Annotated in this window: 20 protein-coding genes; 12 read left to right on the top strand and 8 right to left on the bottom strand. The window is 70.5% G+C overall.

Features of this window, described 5'->3' with window-relative positions; all coding sequences use genetic code 11:
- Positions 1–179: 179 nt before the first annotated feature.
- The 3 genes from ACFY2Z_RS00685 to ACFY2Z_RS00675 are packed head-to-tail and all read left to right on the top strand — an operon-like array spanning position 180 to position 3,437.
- Positions 180–1,031 (top strand): alkaline phosphatase family protein, encoded by an 852-nt coding sequence (locus ACFY2Z_RS00685; protein ID WP_390742003.1) that lies wholly within the window; start codon positions 180–182, stop codon positions 1,029–1,031.
- A gap of 1 nt (position 1,032) precedes the next feature.
- Positions 1,033–2,421: an MFS transporter gene (locus tag ACFY2Z_RS00680; RefSeq protein ID WP_390742002.1), complete on the top strand. Its 1,389-nt coding sequence runs from the start codon at positions 1,033–1,035 to the stop codon at positions 2,419–2,421.
- Positions 2,418–3,437 (top strand): TolB family protein, encoded by a 1,020-nt coding sequence (locus tag ACFY2Z_RS00675; protein WP_390742001.1) that lies wholly within the window; start codon positions 2,418–2,420, stop codon positions 3,435–3,437. The genes ACFY2Z_RS00680 and ACFY2Z_RS00675 overlap by 4 nt, the downstream gene beginning before the upstream one ends.
- Here the strand turns inward: ACFY2Z_RS00675 and ACFY2Z_RS00670 are convergent.
- Positions 3,430–3,909: a nucleoside deaminase gene (locus ACFY2Z_RS00670; protein WP_390742000.1), complete on the bottom strand. Its 480-nt coding sequence runs from the start codon at positions 3,907–3,909 to the stop codon at positions 3,430–3,432. The two genes, ACFY2Z_RS00675 and ACFY2Z_RS00670, sit on opposite strands and share 8 nt — an antisense overlap.
- Positions 3,910–4,037: 128 nt before the next feature.
- The gene (locus ACFY2Z_RS00665) at positions 4,038–4,712 is read right to left on the bottom strand and encodes a hypothetical protein (protein ID WP_390741999.1); all 675 of its coding nucleotides are present in this window, start codon (positions 4,710–4,712) and stop codon (positions 4,038–4,040) included.
- A gap of 11 nt (positions 4,713–4,723) precedes the next feature.
- Here ACFY2Z_RS00665 and ACFY2Z_RS00660 point away from each other — a divergent pair, with 11 nt between their 5' ends.
- Positions 4,724–4,975, top strand: coding sequence for a hypothetical protein (locus ACFY2Z_RS00660; RefSeq protein ID WP_390741998.1), 252 nt, complete (start codon positions 4,724–4,726; stop codon positions 4,973–4,975).
- 118 nt (positions 4,976–5,093) lie between these two features.
- On the opposite strand, the gene glnA is transcribed toward ACFY2Z_RS00660, so the two are convergent.
- On the bottom strand, positions 5,094–6,455 hold the full coding sequence (gene glnA, locus ACFY2Z_RS00655) for a type I glutamate--ammonia ligase (RefSeq protein WP_390741997.1): 1,362 nt from the start codon (positions 6,453–6,455) through the stop codon (positions 5,094–5,096).
- Between the two features lie 313 nt (positions 6,456–6,768).
- Between glnA and ACFY2Z_RS00650 the strand changes: the two genes are divergently transcribed.
- Entirely contained in the window at positions 6,769–7,950 is a 1,182-nt protein-coding gene (locus tag ACFY2Z_RS00650; RefSeq protein WP_390741996.1) for a globin domain-containing protein, read from the top strand.
- 103 nt (positions 7,951–8,053) lie between these two features.
- Here ACFY2Z_RS00650 and ACFY2Z_RS00645 read toward each other — a convergent pair whose 3' ends face one another.
- Positions 8,054–8,488: an RrF2 family transcriptional regulator gene (locus ACFY2Z_RS00645; RefSeq protein ID WP_390741995.1), complete on the bottom strand. Its 435-nt coding sequence runs from the start codon at positions 8,486–8,488 to the stop codon at positions 8,054–8,056.
- A 149-nt stretch (positions 8,489–8,637) separates the two neighbouring features.
- Here ACFY2Z_RS00645 and ACFY2Z_RS00640 point away from each other — a divergent pair, with 149 nt between their 5' ends.
- The 4 genes from ACFY2Z_RS00640 to ACFY2Z_RS00625 all read left to right on the top strand — a co-directional run bounded on the left by ACFY2Z_RS00640 (position 8,638) and on the right by ACFY2Z_RS00625 (position 14,079).
- Positions 8,638–9,354, top strand: coding sequence for a DUF3105 domain-containing protein (locus ACFY2Z_RS00640; RefSeq protein ID WP_390741994.1), 717 nt, complete (start codon positions 8,638–8,640; stop codon positions 9,352–9,354).
- Positions 9,351–9,974, top strand: a complete 624-nt coding sequence (locus ACFY2Z_RS00635; RefSeq protein WP_390741993.1) for a DUF305 domain-containing protein — start codon at positions 9,351–9,353, stop codon at positions 9,972–9,974. Before ACFY2Z_RS00640 ends, ACFY2Z_RS00635 begins: the two co-directional genes overlap by 4 nt.
- A gap of 289 nt (positions 9,975–10,263) precedes the next feature.
- Entirely contained in the window at positions 10,264–12,204 is a 1,941-nt protein-coding gene (locus ACFY2Z_RS00630; RefSeq protein ID WP_390741992.1) for a protease pro-enzyme activation domain-containing protein, read from the top strand.
- A 120-nt stretch (positions 12,205–12,324) separates the two neighbouring features.
- Entirely contained in the window at positions 12,325–14,079 is a 1,755-nt protein-coding gene (locus ACFY2Z_RS00625; RefSeq protein WP_390741991.1) for an NAD+ synthase, read from the top strand.
- 61 nt (positions 14,080–14,140) lie between these two features.
- Here ACFY2Z_RS00625 and ACFY2Z_RS00620 read toward each other — a convergent pair whose 3' ends face one another.
- The 4 genes from ACFY2Z_RS00620 to ACFY2Z_RS00605 all read right to left on the bottom strand — a co-directional run bounded on the left by ACFY2Z_RS00620 (position 14,141) and on the right by ACFY2Z_RS00605 (position 19,114).
- The gene (locus ACFY2Z_RS00620) at positions 14,141–15,361 is read right to left on the bottom strand and encodes an MFS transporter (protein WP_390741990.1); all 1,221 of its coding nucleotides are present in this window, start codon (positions 15,359–15,361) and stop codon (positions 14,141–14,143) included.
- Between the two features lie 193 nt (positions 15,362–15,554).
- Positions 15,555–16,574 carry an endonuclease/exonuclease/phosphatase family protein gene (locus tag ACFY2Z_RS00615; RefSeq protein WP_390742411.1) on the bottom strand — a complete coding sequence of 340 codons (1,020 nt, stop codon included), beginning with the start codon at positions 16,572–16,574 and terminating at the stop codon, positions 15,555–15,557.
- A 218-nt stretch (positions 16,575–16,792) separates the two neighbouring features.
- Positions 16,793–17,416, bottom strand: coding sequence for a TetR/AcrR family transcriptional regulator (locus tag ACFY2Z_RS00610; RefSeq protein WP_390741989.1), 624 nt, complete (start codon positions 17,414–17,416; stop codon positions 16,793–16,795).
- Between the two features lie 105 nt (positions 17,417–17,521).
- Positions 17,522–19,114, bottom strand: a complete 1,593-nt coding sequence (locus ACFY2Z_RS00605) for an MFS transporter (RefSeq protein ID WP_390741988.1) — start codon at positions 19,112–19,114, stop codon at positions 17,522–17,524.
- Positions 19,115–19,354: 240 nt separating this feature from the next.
- On the opposite strand from ACFY2Z_RS00605, the gene panB reads away from it, so the two are divergent.
- From panB to ACFY2Z_RS00590, 3 genes are all read left to right on the top strand, one after another.
- Positions 19,355–20,242, top strand: coding sequence for a 3-methyl-2-oxobutanoate hydroxymethyltransferase (gene panB, locus ACFY2Z_RS00600; protein WP_390741987.1), 888 nt, complete (start codon positions 19,355–19,357; stop codon positions 20,240–20,242).
- 320 nt (positions 20,243–20,562) lie between these two features.
- Positions 20,563–21,588, top strand: a complete 1,026-nt coding sequence (locus ACFY2Z_RS00595; RefSeq protein WP_390741986.1) for an ATP-binding cassette domain-containing protein — start codon at positions 20,563–20,565, stop codon at positions 21,586–21,588.
- Positions 21,585–22,406: an ABC transporter permease gene (locus ACFY2Z_RS00590; RefSeq protein ID WP_390741985.1), complete on the top strand. Its 822-nt coding sequence runs from the start codon at positions 21,585–21,587 to the stop codon at positions 22,404–22,406. The genes ACFY2Z_RS00595 and ACFY2Z_RS00590 overlap by 4 nt, the downstream gene beginning before the upstream one ends.
- The last annotated feature ends 4 nt before the right edge of the window (positions 22,407–22,410 follow it).

Below are 22,410 nucleotides of genomic sequence, written 5' to 3'. Positions count from 1 at the left end.
CGCGGAAGCAATTCACCGGCTCTTCATCCGACGGGTGAGACGGCGAGAGGGGGCGGCATGTTGGCGTGTGCATGATCTGTCCGCACCGCCACCCCGTACCCTCGCCCCCACCGGAGGTTGAAGTGTCCGGCCGTTCTGGTAGTCCTGTCAGTTCAAGGTTTCGCCGTACCCGCACCGCCGTGGCGTCCGCGACGGCCCTCGCCGCCGCAGCGTTCGGACTGTGGGCGGGGCTCGGCGGCGAGTCCCCCGCGCACGCCGCGGGCGCCGTGCCGACCCCGGACCACGTGGTCGTCGTGGTCTTCGAGAACCACGCCTACAGCCAGGTGATCGGCTCCTCCAGCGCCCCGTACCTCAACTCGCTGAAGTCCGGCGGCGCCAACCTGACCCAGTCGTACGCCGAGACCCACCCCAGCCAGCCCAACTACTTCGCGCTGTTCTCCGGCTCCACCCAGGGCGTCACGGACGACAGCTGCTACACGCCCGGCTTCTCCTCCGCCCCGAACCTGGCCTCCGAGCTGATCGCCGCCGGCCGGACCTGGGCGAGCTACAACGAGACGCTGCCCAGCCAGGGCTCGACCACGTGCAGCAGCGGCAACTACGCCCGCAAGCACAACCCGTGGTTCGGTTTCAGCAATGTGCCGACCTCGTCCGCGAAGACGTTCACGCAGTTCCCGAGCGACTACTCGACGCTGCCGCAGGTGTCCTTCGTCGTCCCCAACCTGTGCAGCGACATGCACGACTGCTCGGTGTCGACCGGTGACACCTGGCTGAAGATCAACCTCGGCGCGTACGCCACCTGGGCCAAGACACACAACAGCCTGCTCGTCGTCACCTTCGACGAGGACAACCGGCTCAGCGGCAACCGCATTCCGACGGTGCTGTACGGCCAGCCGGTCACGGCCGGGGCCAGCAGCTCCACCACGTACAACCACTACGACCTGCTGCGCACCCTGGAGGACTCCCAGGGCCTGACGACGCACGCGGGCAACGCGGCCTCCGGCAAGGACATCACCGGCATCTGGGCGTCCTGACGTGTACGTAGCGGACAGCCGCGCGAGCACCCCATCGGCGCCGGCGTCCGCGGACGGCGCCGTCCGGCCCTCCGCCGGGCGGCGCCGCGCCGCGATCGCCCCCACGGTGCTCGCCCTCGGCACGGTCAGCCTGGTCACCGACGTCTCGTCCGAGATGGTCACGGCGGTGCTCCCGCTGTACCTGGTGGCGGAACTCGGACTGTCCCCGCTGGGCTTCGGCCTCCTGGACGGCATCTACAACGGCTTCTCCGCGGTCGTACGCCTGGCCGGGGGCCATCTGGCCGACCGGGGCGGCGGACGGCACAAGTGGGTGGCGGGCCTCGGCTACGGCGTCTCGGCCCTCTGCAAACCGCTTCTGCTGCTCGCGCACACCCTGACCCCCATCGGCCTGGTCCTGGCCGCCGACCGCACCGGCAAGGGGCTGCGAACGGCACCCCGGGACGCGCTGATCTCGCTGTCCAGCACCCCGGAGACCCGTGGCCGGGCCTTCGGGGTGCACCGGGCGATGGACACCGCGGGCGCGCTGCTCGGCCCGCTCGTGGCGTTCGTGATCCTGCGGGCCACGGTGGACGGGTACGACGCGGTGTTCACGGTCAGCTTCTGTGTCGCCCTGGCGGGCGTCCTGGTACTGATCCTTTTCGTCCCGAACGGTGGCCGCACCGGGCAACCGCGCGACAGCCGCACCACGGAGCCCCGCGGCGGCCACACCGTGGAACCCGCCGACCGCCGCGCCCCGGCTCCCGAGGACGACGCCCGCCCCACCCTCCGCGCCGCACTCGCCCTCCTCCGCCGCCAGGAGCTGCGCCGGATCACGGTCTGCGCGCTGCTGCTGGGCCTCGCGACCGTCAGCGACTCGTTCGTCTATCTGCTGCTGCAACGGCGCCTCGGCGTCCCCGACCGCTGGTTCGCGCTGCTTCCGCTGGGCACGGCGGCGGCGTTCCTGGTTCTCGCGGTGCCGCTGGGGCGGCTCGCGGACCGGGTGGGACGCTGGCGGATCTTCCTGGCGGGCCACGGCGCGCTGCTCACGGCGTACGCCCTGCTGCTCACCTCCTGGCACTCGGCCGCGTTGCCGTACGCCGTGCTCGCCCTGCACGGCGGCTTCTACGCGGCGACCGACGGCGTGCTCATGGCGGCGGCGTCGGACAGCGTCCCGGAGGCCCTGCGCTCCTCCGGTCTCGCCCTGGTGCAGACGGGTCAGGCGCTGGCCCGGTTCGTCTGCTCGCTGGGGTTCGGGGCGCTGTGGACCGTGTGGGGCGACCGCAGCGCGCTCCTTGCGTCGACGGCGGCGCTGGCGGTGTGCGCGGTCTTCGCCCTGACCCTTCGACCGCAGGCCCCGGTGGTCCGGCACCCGGACGCCGCGGCGACCAACCGCCCGGAAGGCACGGCATGACGGCACGCACCCGCATCCTGGTCCTGCTCTCTGCGCTCGTGGTGCTCACCGGGGTCGCCACGGCCTCGGTGCTGCACGCCTCGGCGCGCGCGGAGCGCAGAAACCGGCCCCAGGCGGGCGGCCCGCGGATCACGTCCGGCGCGGTGACCCTGACGGAGCCCGGCCGCGTGGTGTTCCGCAACATGGCGTGGGGCCCGCACCGCGACGAGCTGGTGTCGGCCCCCGCCACCGACCCCTCGGGGCCGCGCACGGCGTCCCGCGTGAAGTGCCTGCGCTTCTACGCCGCCGCGGGCACCGGGGTCTGTCTCCAGGCGGTGCACGGCCCGGTCTCCGACACCTACCGCGCGGTGGTCCTCGACGCCTCCCTGCACATCAGGGCCCGCTACGACGTCCCGGGCATCCCGTCCCGCGCCCGGGTCTCCCCGAGCGGCCGCTATGCCGCGTGGACGGCCTTCGTGGGCGGGGACTCGTACGCCGGGACGAACTTCTCGACCCGCGCGGCGATCGTGGACACCCGTACGGGCGAGCTCACCGAGTCCCTGGAGGCGTACCGGATCGTCAAGGACGGCCGGACCTACCACGCGGCGGATGCGAACTTCTGGGGCGTGACCTTCGCTTCCGACGACCGCACCTTCTACGCGACGCTCGGCACGCGGGGGAGCACCTATCTGGTCCGCGGCGATCTGCGCAGTCGCACGGTGACCACCCTCCACACCGATGTGGAGTGCCCGTCCCTGTCACCCGACGGCACCCTGATCGCGTTCAAGAAGCGGGTACCGGGCCTGCCCAAGGACGCGCCCTGGCATCTGTACGTCCTGAATCTGCGCACGCTCCACGAGACCCCGCTGGCCGAGCCCCGCAGCGTGGACGACCAGGTCGTCTGGCGGGACGACCACACCCTGGTCTACGCCCTCCCCGGCGACTACGGAGCGGACCTGTACACGCTCCCGGCGGACGGCACGGGAAAGCCGCGGCGCATCAGCACCGCGGCCGTGTCCCCGGCGTACGTCAGATGACGCGTTCGGCCTCGGCCGACGGCGCCTCGCCGATGTCCTCGGCCCAGACGTCCGGATAGCGCTTCTGGAATTCCGCCATCAGGTCCTTGCAGCGCGCGTCGTCGAGGAGGATCACTTCCACGCCGCGTTCCGTGAAGGTATTCAGATTCCCCTCGAAGGTCGTCGCCTCGCCGACCACCAGTCGCTTGATACCGAAGAGAAGAATCGCTCCGGTGCACATTTCGCACGGAGACAAGGTCGTGTACAGCGTGGTGCCCTCGTACGACGTCAATCGGCCGGCGTTGCGAAGGCACGCCATCTCGCCGTGGGCAATGGGATCGTTGCGCTGAACCCGCTCGTTGTGGCCTACGGCGACGAGACCGCCGTCCCGCTGGAGCGCGGCGCCGACGGGAACCCCACCGGACTCCAGCCCCTTCCGCGCCTCTGCCAGCGCGGCTTCGAAGCATTCCCTGTCCACCGTTGTGAGAGTCACGCCCGGCAGCATACGCCAGGGGACCTGACAGGTCGACAGTGCGCGTAAGCGCCCTTTCCAGGGAGAAGACGGGAACGCGAGGCGGCGACGAGACGCTTTCGGGTATCGTCGCACCTTTCACGCCGCTTTCACGCCGCCCTTCTCTGGAGGACCACGCCGAGCAGAAGCAGGATCGCCGCCAGTTGCGCGACGATCCAGGAGATCCGATAGCTCAGCGTCCTCCGGTTGCGCACATGCAGCAGTTTCAGAAAGAGGTCCTCGGAGTTCTCCAGCTCGCCCGTGTCGGTCCAGTGCACCCATACGACGCTCAGACACAGGGCGGAGGAGACGACACTCACCACGAGGGACGAGAAGACCAGCACGCTGCCCGTGGTGATGTCTCGCGAGAACATGGACAACGTGATCGAACTCGCGGCCATCAGGATTCCGTCGTAGGAAAGAAGCGCCTGGGCCTTGGAATCCAGAACACTGAGACACGAATACAGATAGTCGTGCTCGAAGGCATCGTCACGCTGCGGCTGAAGCGCCCGAATCGCCTCGAGATGACGTTCCCCGTCCTCGTCCCCCCGGTACACCCCTTCGAACAGCCATGAGAATAAATTACCGAAAACAGCCACCGTTCCCCCCGCCCGCTCTTCGCCCCCGAAGCGGTGAAACCACGGCACCGCCGCGAGCAGCATAGGGGCGGGCCCGGCTTGATCGGTAGATATTGGACCCGCCGCCGAAAGCGGAAGAAAATCAAACCGGGCAACGCCATGCGCTGGATCCTCACCGGGGAGGAGTTCGACGCCGACGAGGCTCACCGCATCGGCCTGTGCGGGAACTCGCCGCCTACGGACCGGCCGCGATCGAGCGCGCCACGCAGATCGCCCGCGTCATCACCGAGAAGTCCGTCCCGCCGGGAGTGCGGGCCGTCCTCGACTCCGCCCACCCGGCACAGGAGCAGGGCGAGAGGGCCGCGATCGAGCGGCTGCGCCGCACCATCGCCCGGCTCGCCGCCACCGCCCACGGCGCCGAAGGCATCCGGTCCTTCGTCGAGCGCGACGCCGCTTTCACCGGCCGCTGACCACGGGGCGTCCGCCACCGGGGATGGACGGCCCAGAGCCGACACGAGTGCCGTGGGGCCCACGACGACTGCGTGGGCCCCACGGCACTCGTGTCGGCCTACGGCCTCTGACCTGTGCCTACAGCACCGGCAGGTTCTTGCGGAGCTCGAACGCCGTGACCTCGCTGCGGTACTCCTCCCACTCCTGCTTCTTGTTGCGCAGGAAGAAGTCGAACACGTGCTCGCCCAGGGTCTCCGCGATGAGGTCGCTGCGCTGCATCAGGGTGAGCGCCTCGCCGAGGTTCTGCGGGAGGGGTTCGATGCCCATCGCGCGGCGCTCGGCGTCCGTGAGGGCCCAGACGTCGTCCTCGGCGCCCGGCGGCAGCTCGTAGCCCTCCTCGATGCCCTTCAGGCCGGCGGCCAGCAGGACCGCGTAGGCCAGATACGGGTTGGTGCCCGCGTCGAGCGAGCGGACCTCGACCCGCGCCGATCCGGTCTTGCCCGGCTTGTACATCGGGACGCGGACGAGGGCGGAGCGGTTGTTGTGGCCCCAGCAGATGTAGGAGGGGGCCTCGCCGCCGGCGCCCGCCGTGCGCTCGGAGCCGCCCCAGATGCGCTTGTAGGAGTTCACCCACTGGTTGGTGACCGCCGAGGTCTCCGCCGCGTGCCGCAGCAGTCCCGCGATGAAGGAGCGGCCGACCTTGGAGAGCTGGTACTCGGCGCCCGACTCGTAGAACGCGTTGCGGTCGCCCTCGAAGAGGGACAGATGCGTGTGCATACCGGAGCCGGGGTGCTCCGAGAAGGGCTTGGGCATGAAGGTCGCCTGCACGCCCTGCTCCAGCGCCACCTGCTTCATGACCAGGCGGAACGTCATGATGTTGTCCGCCGTGGAGAGCGCGTCCGCGTAGCGCAGGTCGATCTCCTGCTGGCCCGGCGCGCCCTCGTGGTGGGAGAACTCGACCGAGATGCCCATCGACTCCAGCATCGTGATCGCCTGGCGGCGGAAGTCCATGCCGACGTTCTGCGGGGTGTGGTCGAAGTAGCCGGAGTTGTCGGCCGGGGTGGGGCGGCTGCCGTCGAGGGGGCGGTCCTTCAGCAGGAAGAACTCGATCTCGGGGTGGGTGTAGAAGGTGAAGCCGAGGTCGGAGGCGCGGGCCAGGGCGCGCTTGAGGACGTAGCGCGGGTCCGCGAACGACGGGGAGCCGTCCGGCATGAGGATGTCGCAGAACATCCGGGCCGTGCCCGGGGCCTCGGCACGCCAGGGCAGGACCTGGAAGGTGGACGGGTCCGGCTTGGCGATCATGTCGGACTCGTAGACCCGCGCGAAGCCCTCGATGGCGGAGCCGTCGAAGCCGATGCCCTCGTCGAAGGCCTGCTCCAGTTCGGCGGGTGCCACGGCCACGGACTTGAGGAAGCCCAGCACGTCCGTGAACCACAGGCGTACGAAACGGATGTCGCGCTCCTCCAACGTCCGGAGCACGAACTCCTGCTGCTTGTCCATCTTCCGCTTCCCCATCCTTGCTGGTCAGGCCGCCTGCCGCCCGATGCCACGGGAGAGACGGTCGGGCACCTGAGCATCCCACCACACGACCGTTTCGTACGCGTTGCGGACCTTGATCGGCCGGCCCCGCGCTGAACGCCCGCGCACGGCAGGTGTTCCGCTCTGCCGCCCATCTTGCCTGTTCGCCGGCCCGTTCGTAACGGGTGCCCCCGTCCGGCTGCCCCGAGTTGAAAACTTGCATTTGAGATGCAAGTTTTAATACCGTCGGGGACGCCGAACGGGCCGCCCCCACCCCCACGCAAAGGAGTTCCCGATGCTGTCCGAACAGTCCGCCGCCACCGTGCGCGCCACCCTTCCCGCCGTCGGTGCCGCTCTGGGCGAGATCACCGAGCGCTTCTACGACGGGCTGTTCGCCGCCCACCCGGAGCTGCTGCGCGACCTCTTCAACCGCGGTAATCAGGCGGCCGGCACCCAGCGCCAGGCGCTGGCCGGCTCGATCGCCGCCTTCGCCACGTACCTGGTGGACCGGCCGGACGAGCGCCCCGACGTGATGCTCAACCGCATCGCCCACAAGCACGCCTCGCTGGGCGTGGCGCCCGACCAGTACAAGGTCGTCCACCAGCACCTCTTCGCGGCCATCGTGGAGGTCCTCGGCGCCGCGGTCACCCCCGAGGTCGCGGGCGCCTGGGACGAGGTCTACTGGCTGATGGCGAACGCGCTGATCGCGATCGAGAAGCGGCTGTACACGGAGAGCGGGCAGACCGGCTGGCGGACCTGGACGGTCGCCGGACGCGTCGAGGAGACCGCTGACGTCGCCACCTTCCAGCTCCGCCCGGCCGACGACGGCCCCGTCCCGGACTTCCTCCCCGGCCAGTACGTCTCCGTCCGCGTCGAACTCCCCGACGGCGCCCGGCAGATACGCCAGTACAGCCTCTCCGCCGCCCCCGGCTCCCCGCTGCGCCAGATCAGCGTCAAGCGCGTGCAGGGCGAGGCGGGCCCCGACGGCGAGGTCTCCGGCCACCTTCACGCCCAGGTGCACGAGGGCGACACCGTGGAACTGTCCGCCCCGTACGGCGACCTCGTCCTGGAGCACACGGACCGGCCGCTGGTGCTCGCCTCCGCCGGTATCGGCGTGACCCCGATGATCGCCATGCTGGAGCAGCTCGCCCGCACCGGTCACACCGCCCCGGTCACGGTCGTGCACGCGGACCGCTCCCCCGTCACCCACGCCCTGCGCGGTGATCACGAGGCCTTCGCCGCGAAGCTGCCGGACACCGCCGTGCACTTCTGGTACGAGCAGGAGGCTCCCGAGACCGCGCGCACCGGTCGCGTCGACCTCTCCACGGTTCCGGTCGCCTCGGGCACGCGCGCGTACCTGTGCGGTCCGGTGCCCTTCATGCGGGCGGTGCGCACCCAGCTACTGGAGAAGGGCGTGGCGCCCGCCGACATCCACTACGAGGTGTTCGGGCCGGACCTCTGGCTGGCCCAGGGCTGACCTGCCCGCGATCTTCGGTGACACAGCACCCCGGGCCGCGGCGCCCGGGGTGCTCCGCATGCGGTCGGAGCCCTCGGTCAGGGGCTTCGCCCAAGGCCCTCGGTCAGGGCCTGCGGGAGATGTTCAGCAGGAGCGGTCCCGTCGGCGCCGCCACCACGTCCTCCACCGTCACCGGATCCAGCGCGGCGAAGAACGCCTCCTGGGCCCGGCGCAGCGCGCCGCGCAGCCGGCAGCCGGTGTGCAGAGGGCACGGTGTGGCCCCCTCGCACTCGACGACGTCGCCCTCCCCCTCGAAGGCGCGGGCGATCGCACCGACGGACGCCTTGCGTCCCGTCTCGGTGAGCGCGAGCCCGCCGCCCCGGCCGCGACGGGCCACGAGCAGGCCCATGTGCTGGAGTTCGGCGACGACCTTGGCGGCATGGGTGTAAGGCACGTCCATGGCCTCCGCGACCTCACGGGTCGTGGGGTTGGACTCGTCGGCGACGGCGAGCCGCATCAGGACGCGCAACGCGAGGTCGGTGGATCGCAACAGCCGCATGCCACCAGCGTAAATAATGCGCATCTCGTCTTCAAATTATCGGAACGAAAGCCGCTTCTTCGGTCATTCGCGTGTCCGGTCCACGTTCCGGTCTCCCGCCCCCATTACCATCAGCGGTCCCGAACGTCCCTCCTTCCAAAGGACTGGCCATGGGTTCCGCCAACAAGACCGGCTCCGCCGAGCGCAAGGCCCGGATAGAGGAGATGCGAAGCGCAGAGCGCGCCCGCGAGCGGCGCAACCGGATCCTCACGATCGCGGCGAGCGTGGTCGTCGTCGGCGGCCTCGTCGTCGGTGGAGTCGTCCTCATCCAGTCGCAGACCGGCGCCAAGGCCGTCGCGGCGAGCAGCACGAAGGCCGGCATGAAGGGCGACGGGAAGAGCGGTGCGAAAGGCACCACGAAGGGTGACACGGGCCACTTCGTCACCGGCGCGGACGGGGTGAGGACCTGGAAGGGCACCCTGGGCCGCACCCACACCACCGATCCCGTGACCTACCCCATGGAGCCCCCGGTCGGCGGCAACCACTACCCGGTGTGGCAGAACTGCAACGGCGACGTCTACACCGAGCCGGTCAACAACATGAACGCCGTGCACTCCCTCGAGCACGGCGCGGTCTGGGTGACGTACAACACCAGGGCGGCCAAGGGCGACGTCGAGGCGCTCGCCGCCAAGGTGAAGAGGACGCCGTACACGCTGATGAGCCCCGTCGAGGACCAGAAGGACCCGATCATGCTCAGCGCCTGGGCCCACCAGCGCACGGTCAAGAGCGCGAACGACCCGGCCGTGGACAAGTTCTTCGCCACGTTCGTGCAGGGCGCCCAGACGCCCGAGCCGGGCGCCCCCTGCACGGGCGGGCTGGGCCGGTGAGGCACATCGGCTGGATCGCGGGGGCCGCGGCGTCGGCGCTCGTCGCGGCCGGGGCGATCACCTACGCCGCGGCCGAGGGCACCCCGCCCACCACGAAGGTGCCCACCGCCGACTCGGCGGACGCAGGCTTCGCGCGGGACATGGCGGTCCACCACCAGCAGGCCGTGGAGATGTCGTACATCGTGCGCGACCGCACGAACGACGAGGCGGTGCGCCGGCTCGCGTACGACATCGCGCAGACGCAGGCCAACCAGCGCGGCATGCTGCTGGGCTGGCTCGACCTGTGGGGACTGCCGAAGGTGTCCGCCGATCCGCCGATGACCTGGATGGGCATGGGCGACATGGCCTCCGGCAAGGACGGCGCGCTGATGCCGGGCATGGCCACCAACACCGAGCTGCGGAAACTGAACACGCTGCGGGGCAAGCAGGCCGAGATTCTCTATCTGCAACTGATGACCGGCCATCACAAGGGCGGCATCCACATGGCCGAGGGCTGTGTCGCCAAGTGCAGCGTGGGCGTGGAGAAGAGGCTCGCCCAGGGCATGGTGGACGCCCAGCAGTCGGAGATCGGGCTGATGGCGACGATGCTCAAGGAACGGGGCGCCGAGCCGCGCGACTAGCCCCGCGCAGCGGCCCGGGGCTGTCGTGAGGGGATCGCGCGTCTTCGCAAGGGATCCACGACGATCGCAACCTCCCCGCAATCAACGGCAGTTCCCTGAAACCGTGACAAAAAGCCCCTTACTGACGGTCACTTGGGGTCTTCTTGGCCTTTTCATTCCCCTGACATGAACCGTTCATCGCCAGAGTGGCCCCCATCGCGTGATCCATTCACCGCGCCGTCACCGCGCGGTTGTCTACGCGGATCACTCGCGACCACACCGTGCGACGCATCGCATAGCAGGGGGTTTTATGAGATCCAACCGCGCCAAGGCGCGCGCCGGGGTGAGCTTGGCTGCCGCATTGCCGCTGCTCACCGGCGCACTGGCGCTCGGCATTCCCACGGCGCACGCCGCGGACAACCCCGGCCGGGACCTGCTCGCGGGCACCAAGCCCGCGTGGGCCACGGCCAAGGCGGACAAGGGCGCGACCGCTGACAGCGCCCAGATCTCGGCCCGCGTCTACCTCGCCGGCCGCAACTCCGCCGGCCTCGCCGCCTACGCGAAGGCCGTCTCCGACCCGAGCTCGCCGCTCTACGGCAAGTACCTCAACGCCAAGCAGTCGCAGGCGCGCTTCGGCGCGACCAAGGCGCAGGTGGCCGCGGTCACGGCGTGGCTGAAGTCGTCGGGCCTCAAGGTCACCGCGGTCACGCAGCACTACGTCGCCGTCTCGGGTGACGTGGCCGCCGCCGAGAAGGCGTTCGGCACCCAGCTGCACAACTACACCAAGGGTTCGAGGACGTACCACGCGCCCTCGAAGGCGGCCTCCGCGCCCCAGGCCCTCAAGGGTGCCGTCCTGACCGTCACCGGTCTGGACAACGCCCCGCACAAGGCCAACCACAGCGACCAGCTGCCGCCGCCGGACGCCGTGTTCAAGAACGCGGGACCGTTCTCCTCCTACTACGGCTCCAACGTCGCCTCGACGCTGCCGGACGCGTACGGCTCCAAGATCCCCTACGCCGTCGAGGGCTACACCGGCAAGCAGCTCCGGGCCGCCTACGGCGCCGGGGAGTACACGGGCAAGGGCGTCCGGATCGCCATCACCGACGCCTACGCCTCGCCGACCATCGCCTTCGACGCGGCCACCTACGCGAAGAAGCACGGCGACGCCGCGTTCGGCACCAGCCAGCTGCACCAGGTGCTGCCGGGCAAGTACACGAAGACCGAGGAGTGCGGGGCCGCCGGCTGGTACGGCGAGGAGACCCTGGACGTCGAGGCCGCGCACGCGGTCGCCCCCGGTGCGAACATCACGTACGTCGGCGCGGCGTCCTGCTACGACGACGACCTGCTCGACTCGCTCAGCAAGGTCGTCGACAACCACCTGGCCGACATCGTCTCCAACTCCTGGGGCGACATCGAGGCCAACCAGACGCCGGACCTCGCGGCCGCCTACGACCAGGTCTTCCAGTTCGGCGCGGTCGAGGGCATCGGCTTCTACTTCTCCTCCGGTGACAACGGCGACGAGGTCGCCCACACCGGGACGAAGCAGGTCGACACCCCGGCCAACTCGGCGTGGGTGACCGCGGTCGGCGGCACCTCGCTGGCCGTCGGCAAGGGCGACAAGTACCAGTGGGAGACCGGCTGGGGCACCGAGAAGGCCACGCTGTCCACGGACGGCAAGAGCTGGACGAACTTCCCCGGCGCGTTCACCTCCGGCGCGGGCGGCGGCACCAGCAAGACCGTGCCGCAGCCGTACTACCAGAAGGGCGTCGTCCCGAACGCGCTCGCCACGGCGAACAACGCCGCGGGCAACCGCGTCGTCCCGGACATCGCGGCGATCGCCGACCCCAACACGGGCTTCAAGGTCGGCCAGACGCAGACCTTCCCCGACGGGTCGCAGCAGTACAGCGAGTACCGGATCGGCGGCACCTCGCTCGCCGCGCCGGTGATCGCGGCCGTCCAGGCCCTGGCGCAGGAGGCACACGGCGGCAAGGCGATCGGCTTTGCCAACCCGGCGATCTACGCCAAGTACGGTTCGAAGTCGTTCCACGACGTCACCGACGACCCGACGGGCTCCGGCCTCGCCGTGGCGCGCATCGACTTCGTGAACGGCCTCGACGCGACCGGCGGTGTGAGCACCTCCGTCCGCAGCCTCGGCAAGGACAGCTCCCTGCAGGCCGTGAAGGGCTACGACGACGTGACCGGCGTGGGCTCGCCCGCCCCGGGCTACGTCGACTCGTGGCGCCGTCACTGACCGGCGTCGCCCTGAGGTGACCGCGTCGCGCCCGTCCCCCTCCCGGAGGGGGGCGGGCGCACGTGCGTGCGCGGCCCGGCCCAGCCCCCATTGTGTCGCTCTGACGATTACACTGGGCGGGTGCCTCAACTTCGCCTCGCCCTGAATCAGATCGACTCGACCGTCGGAGACATCGCCGCGAACACCGAGGCGATCGTCCGCTGGACCCGGCACTCCGCCGACCAGGGAGCGCACCTGGTGGCGTTCCCCGAGATGGTGCTGACCGGGTATCCCGTCGAGGACCTGGCCCTGCGGTCGTCGTTCGTGGAGGCCTCGCGCGCGGCGCTGAAGGACCTCGCCGCGCGTCTGGCCGGCGAGGGCCTCGGGGAGCTGCCGGTGGTCGTCGGCTACCTGGACCGCTCCGAGACCGCCCAGCCGAAGTACGGCCAGCCGGCCGGCGCCCCGCAGAACGCGGCGGCGGTGCTGCACCGCGGCGAGGTCGCCCTCACCTTCGCCAAGCACCATCTGCCCAACTACGGCGTCTTCGACGAGTTCCGCTACTTCGTGCCCGGCGACACGATGCCCGTGGTGCGGCTGCACGGCATCGACATCGCGCTCGCCATCTGCGAGGACCTGTGGCAGGACGGCGGCCGGGTGCCGGCCGCGCGCAGCGCGCAGGCCGGGCTGCTGCTGTCTATCAACGCCTCGCCGTACGAGCGCGAGAAGGACGACACGCGTCTGGAGCTGGTGCGCAAGCGGGCGCAGGAGGCCGGCTGCACCACCGCCTACGTCGCCATGATCGGCGGCCAGGACGAGCTGGTCTTCGACGGGGACTCGATCGTCGTCGGCGCGGACGGCGAGGTGATCGCGCGGGCACCCCAGTTCGTCGAGGGCTGTGTGGTCCTGGACCTCGACCTGCCCGCGGCACGGCCGGACGCCCCGGCGGGCGTCGTGGACGACGGGCTGCGCATCGACCGCCTGGTGCTGTCCGAGGAGCCGCTGCCGGCCTACGAGCCCGAGCTGACGGGCGGGTACGCACAGCGGCTGGAGGACCACGAGGAGGTGTACTCGGCGCTGGTCACGGGCCTGCGGGCGTATGTACGGAAGAACGGCTTCCGGTCCGTGCTCATCGGCCTGTCCGGCGGTGTCGACTCGGCGCTCGTCGCGGCGATCGCGTGCGACGCGGTGGGCGCGGAGAACGTGTACGGGGTCTCGATGCCGTCGAAGTACTCCTCGGGGCACTCCCGGGACGACGCTGCGGAGCTGGCGCGGCGCACGGGCCTGCACTTCCGTACCGTCCCCATCGAGCCGATGTTCGGCGCCTACATGGACGCCCTGGGGCTGACGGGCCTGGCGGAGGAGAACCTCCAGTCCCGGCTGCGCGGCACGCTGCTGATGGCCGTCTCCAACCAGGAGGGCCACATCGTGCTGGCGCCCGGCAACAAGTCGGAACTGGCGGTGGGCTACTCGACGCTGTACGGCGACTCGGTGGGCGCGTACGGCCCGATCAAGGACGTCTACAAGACGTCGATCTTCCAGCTGGCGCGGTGGCGCAACCGTGCGGCGGCCGAGCGGGGCCAGACGCCGCCGATCCCGGAGAACTCGATCACCAAGCCGCCGAGCGCGGAGCTGCGCCCGGGCCAGGTCGACACCGACTCGCTGCCCGACTACCCGGTCCTGGACGCGGTCCTGGATCTGTATGTGGACCGGGACCAGGGCGCGGACGCCATCGTGGCGGCGGGCTTCGACCGGGATCTGGTGGTGCGGACGCTGCGGATGGTCGACACGGCCGAGTACAAGCGCCGGCAGTACCCGCCGGGCACGAAGATCTCGGCGAAGGGCTTCGGCAAGGACCGCCGGCTGCCGATCACCAACCGCTGGCGCGAACACGCGTGACAGCCGCCGGGGGCGCCGTGGTCTCCACGGCGCCCCCGGCGTTCGTGTGCCGCCTGGTCCGTCAGCCGCGCACGCTCTGCGGGTGCTCCGGTACGTGCGTCGCCACCAGGCGTTCCCGCGCGGTCGCCGGAGCGCTCCGGCGGCGGTCCACCGCGTAGGCGACCCCCGCCACCGCGAGGCCCAGCACCGCCAGGGCCGCGCCCGCGAGCGCCGGGGAGGTGGCACCGAGGCCCGCGGCCAGGGCGAGGCCGCCGATCCAGGCACCGCCCGCGTTGGCCAGGTTGAAGGCCGCCTGGTTGGCCGAGGAGGCGAGGGAGGGGGCGGCGGACGCCTTCTCCATCACCATCAGCTGGAGCGGGGAGCCGGTGACGAACGCGGCCGTACCGAGCAGCCCCACGGCCACCGCCGCGCTCCACTCGGCGTGCATGAGCAGCGGGAACACCCCCAGCACCAGCGCCAGCGCGAGCAGGCCGCCGAAGAGGGTGCCGCGCAGCGAGTGGTCCGCGAGCCGGCCGCCCACCAGGTTGCCGATCGTCGCGCCCACGCCGAACAGAGCCAGCAACAGGGTCACGCTGCCGTCCGCGTAGCCCGCCGCGTCCGTCAGCATCGGTGTGATGTAGCTGTACGCCGCGAACAGCGCGCCGAAGCCCGCCACCGTCGTGCCCAGCGCCAGCCAGACCGGCAGGGAGCGCAGCGCGGCGAGTTCGCCCCGCAGGCCGCCGGCCGGGCCGTGGGTGTGGTCGCGCGGGATCAGCAGGGCGAGCGACACGATCGCCGCCACGCCGATCACGCTGACTCCGAGGAACGTGGCCCGCCACCCCAGGTGCTGGCCCATCAGAGTGGCGACGGGGACACCGGCGATGTTGGCGACGGTGAGGCCCATGAACATCAGCGACACCGAACGGGCCTTGCGCTCGGGGGCGACCAGGCCGGTCGCTACGACCGCGCCGACGCCGAAGAAGGCGCCGTGCGGCAGTCCGCTCAGGAAGCGGGCGGCGAGCAGCGCGTCGTAGCCGGGCGCGAGGGCCGAGAGCGCGTTGCCCACGACGAACAGGGCCATCAGGCCGATGAGGACCGTGCGGCGGGCGAGCCGGGCGGTGACCGCGGCGAGCAGTGGCGCGCCGATCACCACGCCCAGCGCGTAGGCCGAGACCAGATGCCCGGCGGCGGGGATGGATATGTGCAGGTCGTTCGCGACATTGGGCAGCAGGCCCATCATCACGAACTCGGTGGTGCCGATGCCGAAGGCGCCCACGGCGAGGGCGAGCAGGGCCAGGGGCATGAGGGACCTTTCAGAGCGGAGTTCCGTGCCGGATACGGTTCGTAAGTTCACCTACGGAACAAAGGGTCTCACGCCCGGTATTCCGGTGGCCATGGCTCCACGCGCAACGGCCCCGGACCCCGCTCCCGACGGCTCGGGACTCCGCTCACGACGGCGCAGGACTCCGCTCCCGACAGCCCAGGCCCCCGGCGGCTCAGGACTCCCCGTGGAGCTTCACACGGGCCGCGATCGGAAGGTGGTCGCTCCCTGTGCGCGGCAGGGTCCACGAGCTGACCGGATCCAGGCCCCGGACCATGATCTGGTCGATCCGCGCCATCGGGAACGACGCCGGCCAACTGAACCCGAAGCCGCTGCCCACCGCGCCCTGGGTGGAGCGCATCTGCGAGGTGACGGCGTTCAGGGCGCGGTCGTTCATGGTGCCGTTGAGGTCACCGAGGAGGATCACCCGGCTCAGGCTCTCGTCGGCGATGGCCTCGCCGAGCGCGTCCGCGCTGGTGTCGCGCTGGCGCGCGGTGAACCCGGCCGCCAGCTTGACCCGCACCGAGGGCATATGGGCGACGTAGACGGCGACCTCACCCGCGGGCGACTCGACGGTGGCCCGCATCGCACGGGTCCAGCCCAGTTTGATGTCCACGGGCCTCACATGGACGAGCGGGTACTTGCTCCACAGGCCGACCGTGCCCTGCACCGAGTGGTAGTTGTACGTCGACGCCAGCGCCTGCTCGTAGACCGGGACCGCGGAGGCCTTCAGCTCCTCCAGCGCCAGCACGTCCGCACCGGAGGCGGCGACCGCGCGGGCGGTGCCGGCGGGGTCGGGGTTCTCGGCGTTCACGTTGTGGGTGGCGACGGTCAGGTCGCCGCCGGTGCCGGTCTTGTCGCCGAGCAGCCCGCCGAAGAGGTTCAGCCAGACCACGGCGGGCAGCAGCACGGCGATCAGCGCGGTCGCCGACTTGCGCACCAGCGCGAGGATCAGCAGCAGCGGGACGCCCACGACACCGAGCCAGGGCAGAAACGTCTCGGTGAGACTGCCGAGGTTGCCGATGTCGTTGGGGATCCGTGCGTGCAGCAGCATCACCAGCGCGAGCAGGACGGCGAGAGCGGCCGGCACGAGGCCGCGGCGCCAGATGCCGCGGTCGCGCAGACTCTGTCGCAGGCGCCGGAGCCGGGATCCTGGGCGGTGGGGATCCGTGCCGCCGCCACCCGTCTCCGTCATGTACGCCTGCGCCATATGTCGCCTCACACCCTGCCGTGCACACCGTCGTCCCCCGGATATGACCCTAGGGGATGATCGGCTCGGTTCCCGCCGTCCCATGACGGCCGTTCGCGGACGAGGACGGGCAGGGCGGCCGCGGGAGTTCCGGCCGCGGGCACCAGAAGGGCCTTCTGTGACAAAACCTGCACATACCGGCTGGCGTCCCGGCACTGGCCCGGCTACTGGGAACTGACGGGCCGTAGTCCTTCGAGGACCGTGTCGACGACCTGCTCGGCGAGGCCCTGCTCCAGCTCTGCGTCGGGACGCAGCATGGAACGCACCAGCAGGGGACCGACGAGGATGTCGTTCATCAGCTCGATGTCCACGTCCCCGCGCAGTTCGCCGTTCTCCTGTGCGCGGCGCAGGACTTCCAGCCCGAGCCGGCGGCGGGGGGCGACGACGGTGGAGTGGTAGGCGGCCCAGATCTTGGGGCTGCTCTTTATCTGGGCGTACACGTTGCGCAGGATCGCCGAGGAGCGGGTGGCCACGCCGCGCTGCCGCAGCGACTCCAGCAGCACGACGAGGTCCTCACGCAGGGACGTGCCGGGCAGTTCGGGCCCCTCGGGCTCGGCGGCGCGCAGCACGTCGACGAAGAGGTCCTCCTTGTTGTCCCACCGGCGGTAGATCGTGGCCTTGCCCACGCCGGCGGTGCGGGCGATGCGCTCTATGGAGAGGTCCGCGAGGGGCACTCCCTCCTCGATGAGCTTCATCACACCCTCGATGATGGCCCGTTCGACGGCCTCGCTGCGGGGGCGCCCGCGTGCGGGGAGGTCTCGGTGGGGCCGGCTGCCGGCGAGGCTCACATTGCACTCCGTCCTTGCTCGCTGGGGATCATTCTCCCCGGTGCGCGCCGTGCCGGGCACCGGCACCCTGCCGGTGCCCGGTCGATGACGTGCCGTCAGTGGTCGTCAGTGGTCCGCGGCGACCAGTTGCTCCTCCTCCTTGCCGCGCTGTGCCACGGGCGCCTTCCCGGGCAGGAACAGCGCCACCACGATCGCGCCGATCACCGCCACGCCCGATCCCCACAGCGCCGTCACATGCATCGCGTGCAGGAAGGCGTCGTTGGCCGGGGTGACGAGGGCCTTGCCGTTCGGGCCGAGCTTGGCGGCCACGCCGAGCGTCGCCTCGATCGACTCGCCGGCGGTGTGCCGGATGCCCGCCGGGAGAAGGGAGAGCTTGTCCTCGATGCTGTTGCGGTACGTCGTCGACAGCACGGAACCGAGCACGGCGATGCCGAGCGCACCGCCGACCTGGCGGAAGGTGTTGCTCAGCGCGGACGCGGAGCCCGCCTTCTCGCGCGGCAGCGCCTGCATGATGACGACGCTGGTCGGGGTCATGATGTGGGCCATGCCGGTGCCCATGAGGAAGAAGACGACTTCCAGGATCCAGATGGGCGTGTCCGCCTTCAGGGTGGCGAACGCGGCGAGCATCGCGGCGATGACGATCATGCCGGCGGTGGTCGTGGCCCGGTTGCCGAACCGGTCCACCAGCAGCCGGGCGCGCGGCGCGAAGATCATCTGCGCGGCGGCCAGCGGCAGCATCAGCAGACCCGTCTGCAGCGCCGAGTAGCCCCGGACGCTCTGGGTGTAGAAGACGGAGAAGAAGGTCACACCCATCAGCGCGAAGAAGACGAGCGCGATCGCGGCGATGGCGGCGGAGAAGACCTTGTTCCGGAAGTAGGTGACATCGATGGACGGATGATCGCTGCGCTTCTCGTACACCACGAAGAGCGCGAGGACGGCGAGGCCGGCGGCGATCGTCGCCAGCACCTTGGCGTCACCGAAGTCGGCGAGCTGGCCGCCCTTGATGATGCCGTAGACGAGCAGGACCAGGCCCACGACCGACAGGACCACGCCGACGATGTCGACCCGGCCGGGGCGGGGGTCGCGGGAGTCGGGGACCAGCCAGATCATCAGGCCCAGCGCGAGGACCACGATCGGCACGTTGATCAGGAAGACCGAGCCCCACCAGAAGTGCGCGAGAAGCACACCGCCGGTGATCGGGCCTATCGCGATCGCGAGGCCGACGCCGCCGGCCCATATACCGATGGCCTTCGGCTGCTCGTCGCGCTCGAAGACGTTCATGAGGACCGCGAGCGTCGCGGGCATCACGAAGGCCGCGCCGAGGCCCATGAGCGCGCGGAACGCGATGAGCTGGGCCGGGGAACCCGACTCGGCCGCGAGGGCCGAGCCCGCGCCGAACACGGCGAGACCGGCCAGCAGCGTCTTCTTGCGGCCCAGGCGGTCGCCGAGGAGGCCCGCGGTGAACAGCAACCCGGCGAACACGAGGGTGTAGGCGTTGATGGCCCACTCCAGCTCGCTCTGGGTGGCGCCGAGACCGGTCGGCGCCGGGGTGGAGATCGTCTTGATGGCGACGTTCAGGATCGAGTTGTCGAGCACCACGATCAGCAGGCTGAGCATCAGTACGCCGAGGATGGCCCATCGGCGCCGATGCACCGCCTCCGGCACCCGCCGTTCGACAGAGGCAGTGGGAGTAGTCATGGGCATGAGCGTAGGGCATTTATGAAACGGAACGGTCTCGTATCTAAATCCTTTACAAGACCTTGAGTTCCCTGCGATTGAAACGGGGAACGGGGCGAGCGTGCCACGTTCGCGGGTCCGCTGTCGCGGGGTACCGCGTGGCGCATACCCCCACTAGCCGCGCGTGGCACGAGGTGCCACCATGGGGGTGATCCGGGGACGCCGTCAGGGTGCCTCGAGATGACCGAAGGAGCCGTTGCGATGACGCAGCTTCCCGCTGCCCAGGAGCAGCCCGCACCCGGTGTGCTCAAGCCCTCCGACAGCAGCAAGGCGCTGTACGGGGGAAAGAGCACCCGCCGCATCACCGTCCGCGACATCTCCGCCGCCAAGGAGCGCGGCGAGAAGTGGCCCATGCTCACCGCCTACGACGCGATGACCGCGTCCGTGTTCGACGAGGCCGGCATCCCGGTGATGCTCGTCGGCGACTCGGCGGGCAACTGCCACCTCGGGTACGAGACGACCGTACCCGTCACCCTCGACGAGATGACCATGCTCTCCGCCGCGGTCGTACGGGGCACCCGGCGCGCCCTGATCGTCGGCGACCTGCCCTTCGGCTCCTACCAGGAGGGCCCGGTGCAGGCGCTGCGCTCGGCCACCCGTCTGGTGAAGGAGGCCGGGGTCGGCGCGGTCAAGCTGGAGGGCGGCGAGCGGTCGCACGGCCAGATCGAGCTGCTGGTGCAGTCCGGCATCCCGGTCATGGCGCACATCGGCCTGACCCCGCAGTCCGTCAACGCGATGGGCTACCGGGTGCAGGGCCGCGGCGAGGAGGCCGCCGCGCAGCTGATGCGGGACGCCAAGGCGGTGCAGGACGCAGGCGCGTTCGCGGTGGTCCTGGAGCTCGTGCCGGCGGAGCTCGCGGGCGAGGTGACGCGGGCACTGCACATCCCGACCGTCGGCATCGGGGCCGGTGCGGAGACGGACGCGCAGGTGCTGGTGTGGACCGACATGCTGGGTCTGACCGGCGGCCGGGTGCCGAAGTTCGTGAAGAAGTACGCCGATCTGCGCCAGGTCATGGGCGACGCGGCGAAGGCGTTCGCCGAGGACGTCGTGGGCGGAACGTTCCCGCTCGAGGAGCACTCGGTGCACTGAGCGGCCGCCGGGTGCACTGACCGACCCACTGCGGGCCGTTTCAGGCCGGCCACGCAGTTCCCGGCGCCTCCCTGACGGGGCGCCCCGACAGCCCGCCGATCTTCCCCCGTCGGCGGGCTGTCGCGTTGTGCGCCTGAACCGGCGCCGTTCTCGCGGATCCGGTTGATCGCCGTCGTGGTTCCTCGATTGCCGGTCGCGGTGGTCGCCGGGGAAGCGCCGGCGACCGAAGGTGACCCGGTAGGCGATCTGTCGGCGGCCGTAGGCGCTGCTGTCGGCGGCCTGTAGGCGGTTTGTCGGTGGCGGCTGACACCTTGGTCGGCATGACGCGAATCGACAAGAACCCCATCGACGCCGCCCCGGACGCGGCCGTCACCGTACGGGGGCTGGTCAAGCACTACGGCGAGACCCGGGCGCTGGACGGCGTCGACCTCGACGTGCGCGAGGGCACCGTCCTCGGCGTGCTCGGGCCGAACGGCGCCGGCAAGACCACCCTGGTCCGCTGCCTGTCCACCCTCATCACCCCCGACGCCGGCCACGCCGTGGTCGCCGGCTACGACGTCGTCCGCCAGCCCCGCCAGACCCGGCGCGTGATCGGCCTCACCGGCCAGTACGCCTCGGTCGACGAGAAGCTCTCCGGCTTCGAGAACCTGTACATGATCGGCCGGCTCCTCGACCTGCCCCGCAAGGAGGCGCGGGCCCGGGCCGACGGACTCCTGGAGCGGTTCTCGCTCACCGAGGCCGCCAAGCGCCCGGTGCGCACCTACTCCGGCGGCATGCGGCGACGGCTGGACCTCGCCGCCTCGATGATCGGGCACCCGGCCGTCCTGTACCTGGACGAGCCCACCACGGGTCTCGACCCCCGCACCCGGAACGAGGTGTGGACCGAGGTCAAGCGCATGGTCACGGAGGGCGCGACCGTGCTGCTCACCACCCAGTACATGGAGGAGGCCGAGCAGCTCGCCTCCGAACTGACCGTCATCGACCGCGGCAAGGTCATCGCCGGCGGCCGTATCGACGACCTGAAGGCCAAGGTCGGCGGCCGTACGCTGCGCGTCCGCCCGGCGGACCCGCTGGAGCTGCGCCCCACGGCCACCGCGCTCGACGAGTTCGGTCTCACCGGTCCCGGCAAGGCGACCGTGGACACCGAGAGCGGCACCGTGCTCGTACCGATCCTCAGCGACGAGCAGCTGACCGCGGTGGTCGGCGCGCTCACCGCCCGCGGCATCACACTTGCCGGCATCGCCACCGAACTGCCCAGCCTGGACGAGGTGTTCCTGTCCCTCACCGGCCACAAGGCCAGTGCCCCGCAGGACGCGTCCCCCGCCCGAGAAGAGGTCGCCGCATGAGCACGGCCACCGTCACCGCACCCCCCGCACCGGTCGCCGACGGCCGCATCGGGCTGCGTGGCAATCTGCGCCACATCGGCGCCCTGGTCCGCCGCAATCTGCTGTGGATCCGCCAGGACCCCGAGTCGATGTTCGACGCGATCCTGTTCCCTATCGTCTTCTGCCTGCTGTTCGTGTTCGTCTTCGGCGGCGCGATCGCCGGGTCCGGCAACCGGCACGCGTATGTGAACTACGTGGTCCCCGGACTGATGGCGATGATGGGCATGAACATCGCCCAGGGCGTCGGCACCGGATTCAACGAGGACTTCCAGAAGGGCGTGATGGACCGCTTCCGGTCCCTGCCCATCAGCCGGGGTTCCGTCCTGATCGCCAAGATCACCGTGGAGATCGGGCGGATGCTGGTCGCCACGGCGGTCCTGCTCGTGGTGGGCTTCCTGCTCGGGCTGTCGGTGTCGAACGTACCCGGCCTGTTCGCCGCCATCGGTCTGTCGATGGTCTTCGGCTTCGGAGTCATGTGGATCTTTCTGACCCTGGGCGTGGTGATGAAGAGCGCCCAGGCCGTCCAGGGAATGGGGTTTCTCGTGCTGATGCCGCTGCAGTTCGGTTCGTCGATCTTCGCCCCGACCAAGACCATGCCGGGCTGGCTCCAGGCCTTCACCGACTACAACCCGCTGTCGTCGCTCGCGGACGCGGCCCGCGGCCTGATGAACGGGCCTGAGCCGGTCACCCACGACGTGCTGATGACCCTGGGCTGGTCGGCCGTGCTCACGCTGGTGATGGCCCCCATCGCCATCCGCAAGTTCACGACCAAGAGCTGAAGTT

It is taken from the genome of Streptomyces sp. NPDC001222, from assembly GCF_042896945.1.
In the GTDB taxonomy this organism is placed as follows: Bacteria; Actinomycetota; Actinomycetes; order Streptomycetales; family Streptomycetaceae; genus Streptomyces; species Streptomyces gibsoniae.
Note: the sequence above shows the minus strand (reverse complement) of the source record. Positions and strands in the feature narration are given on the sequence as shown.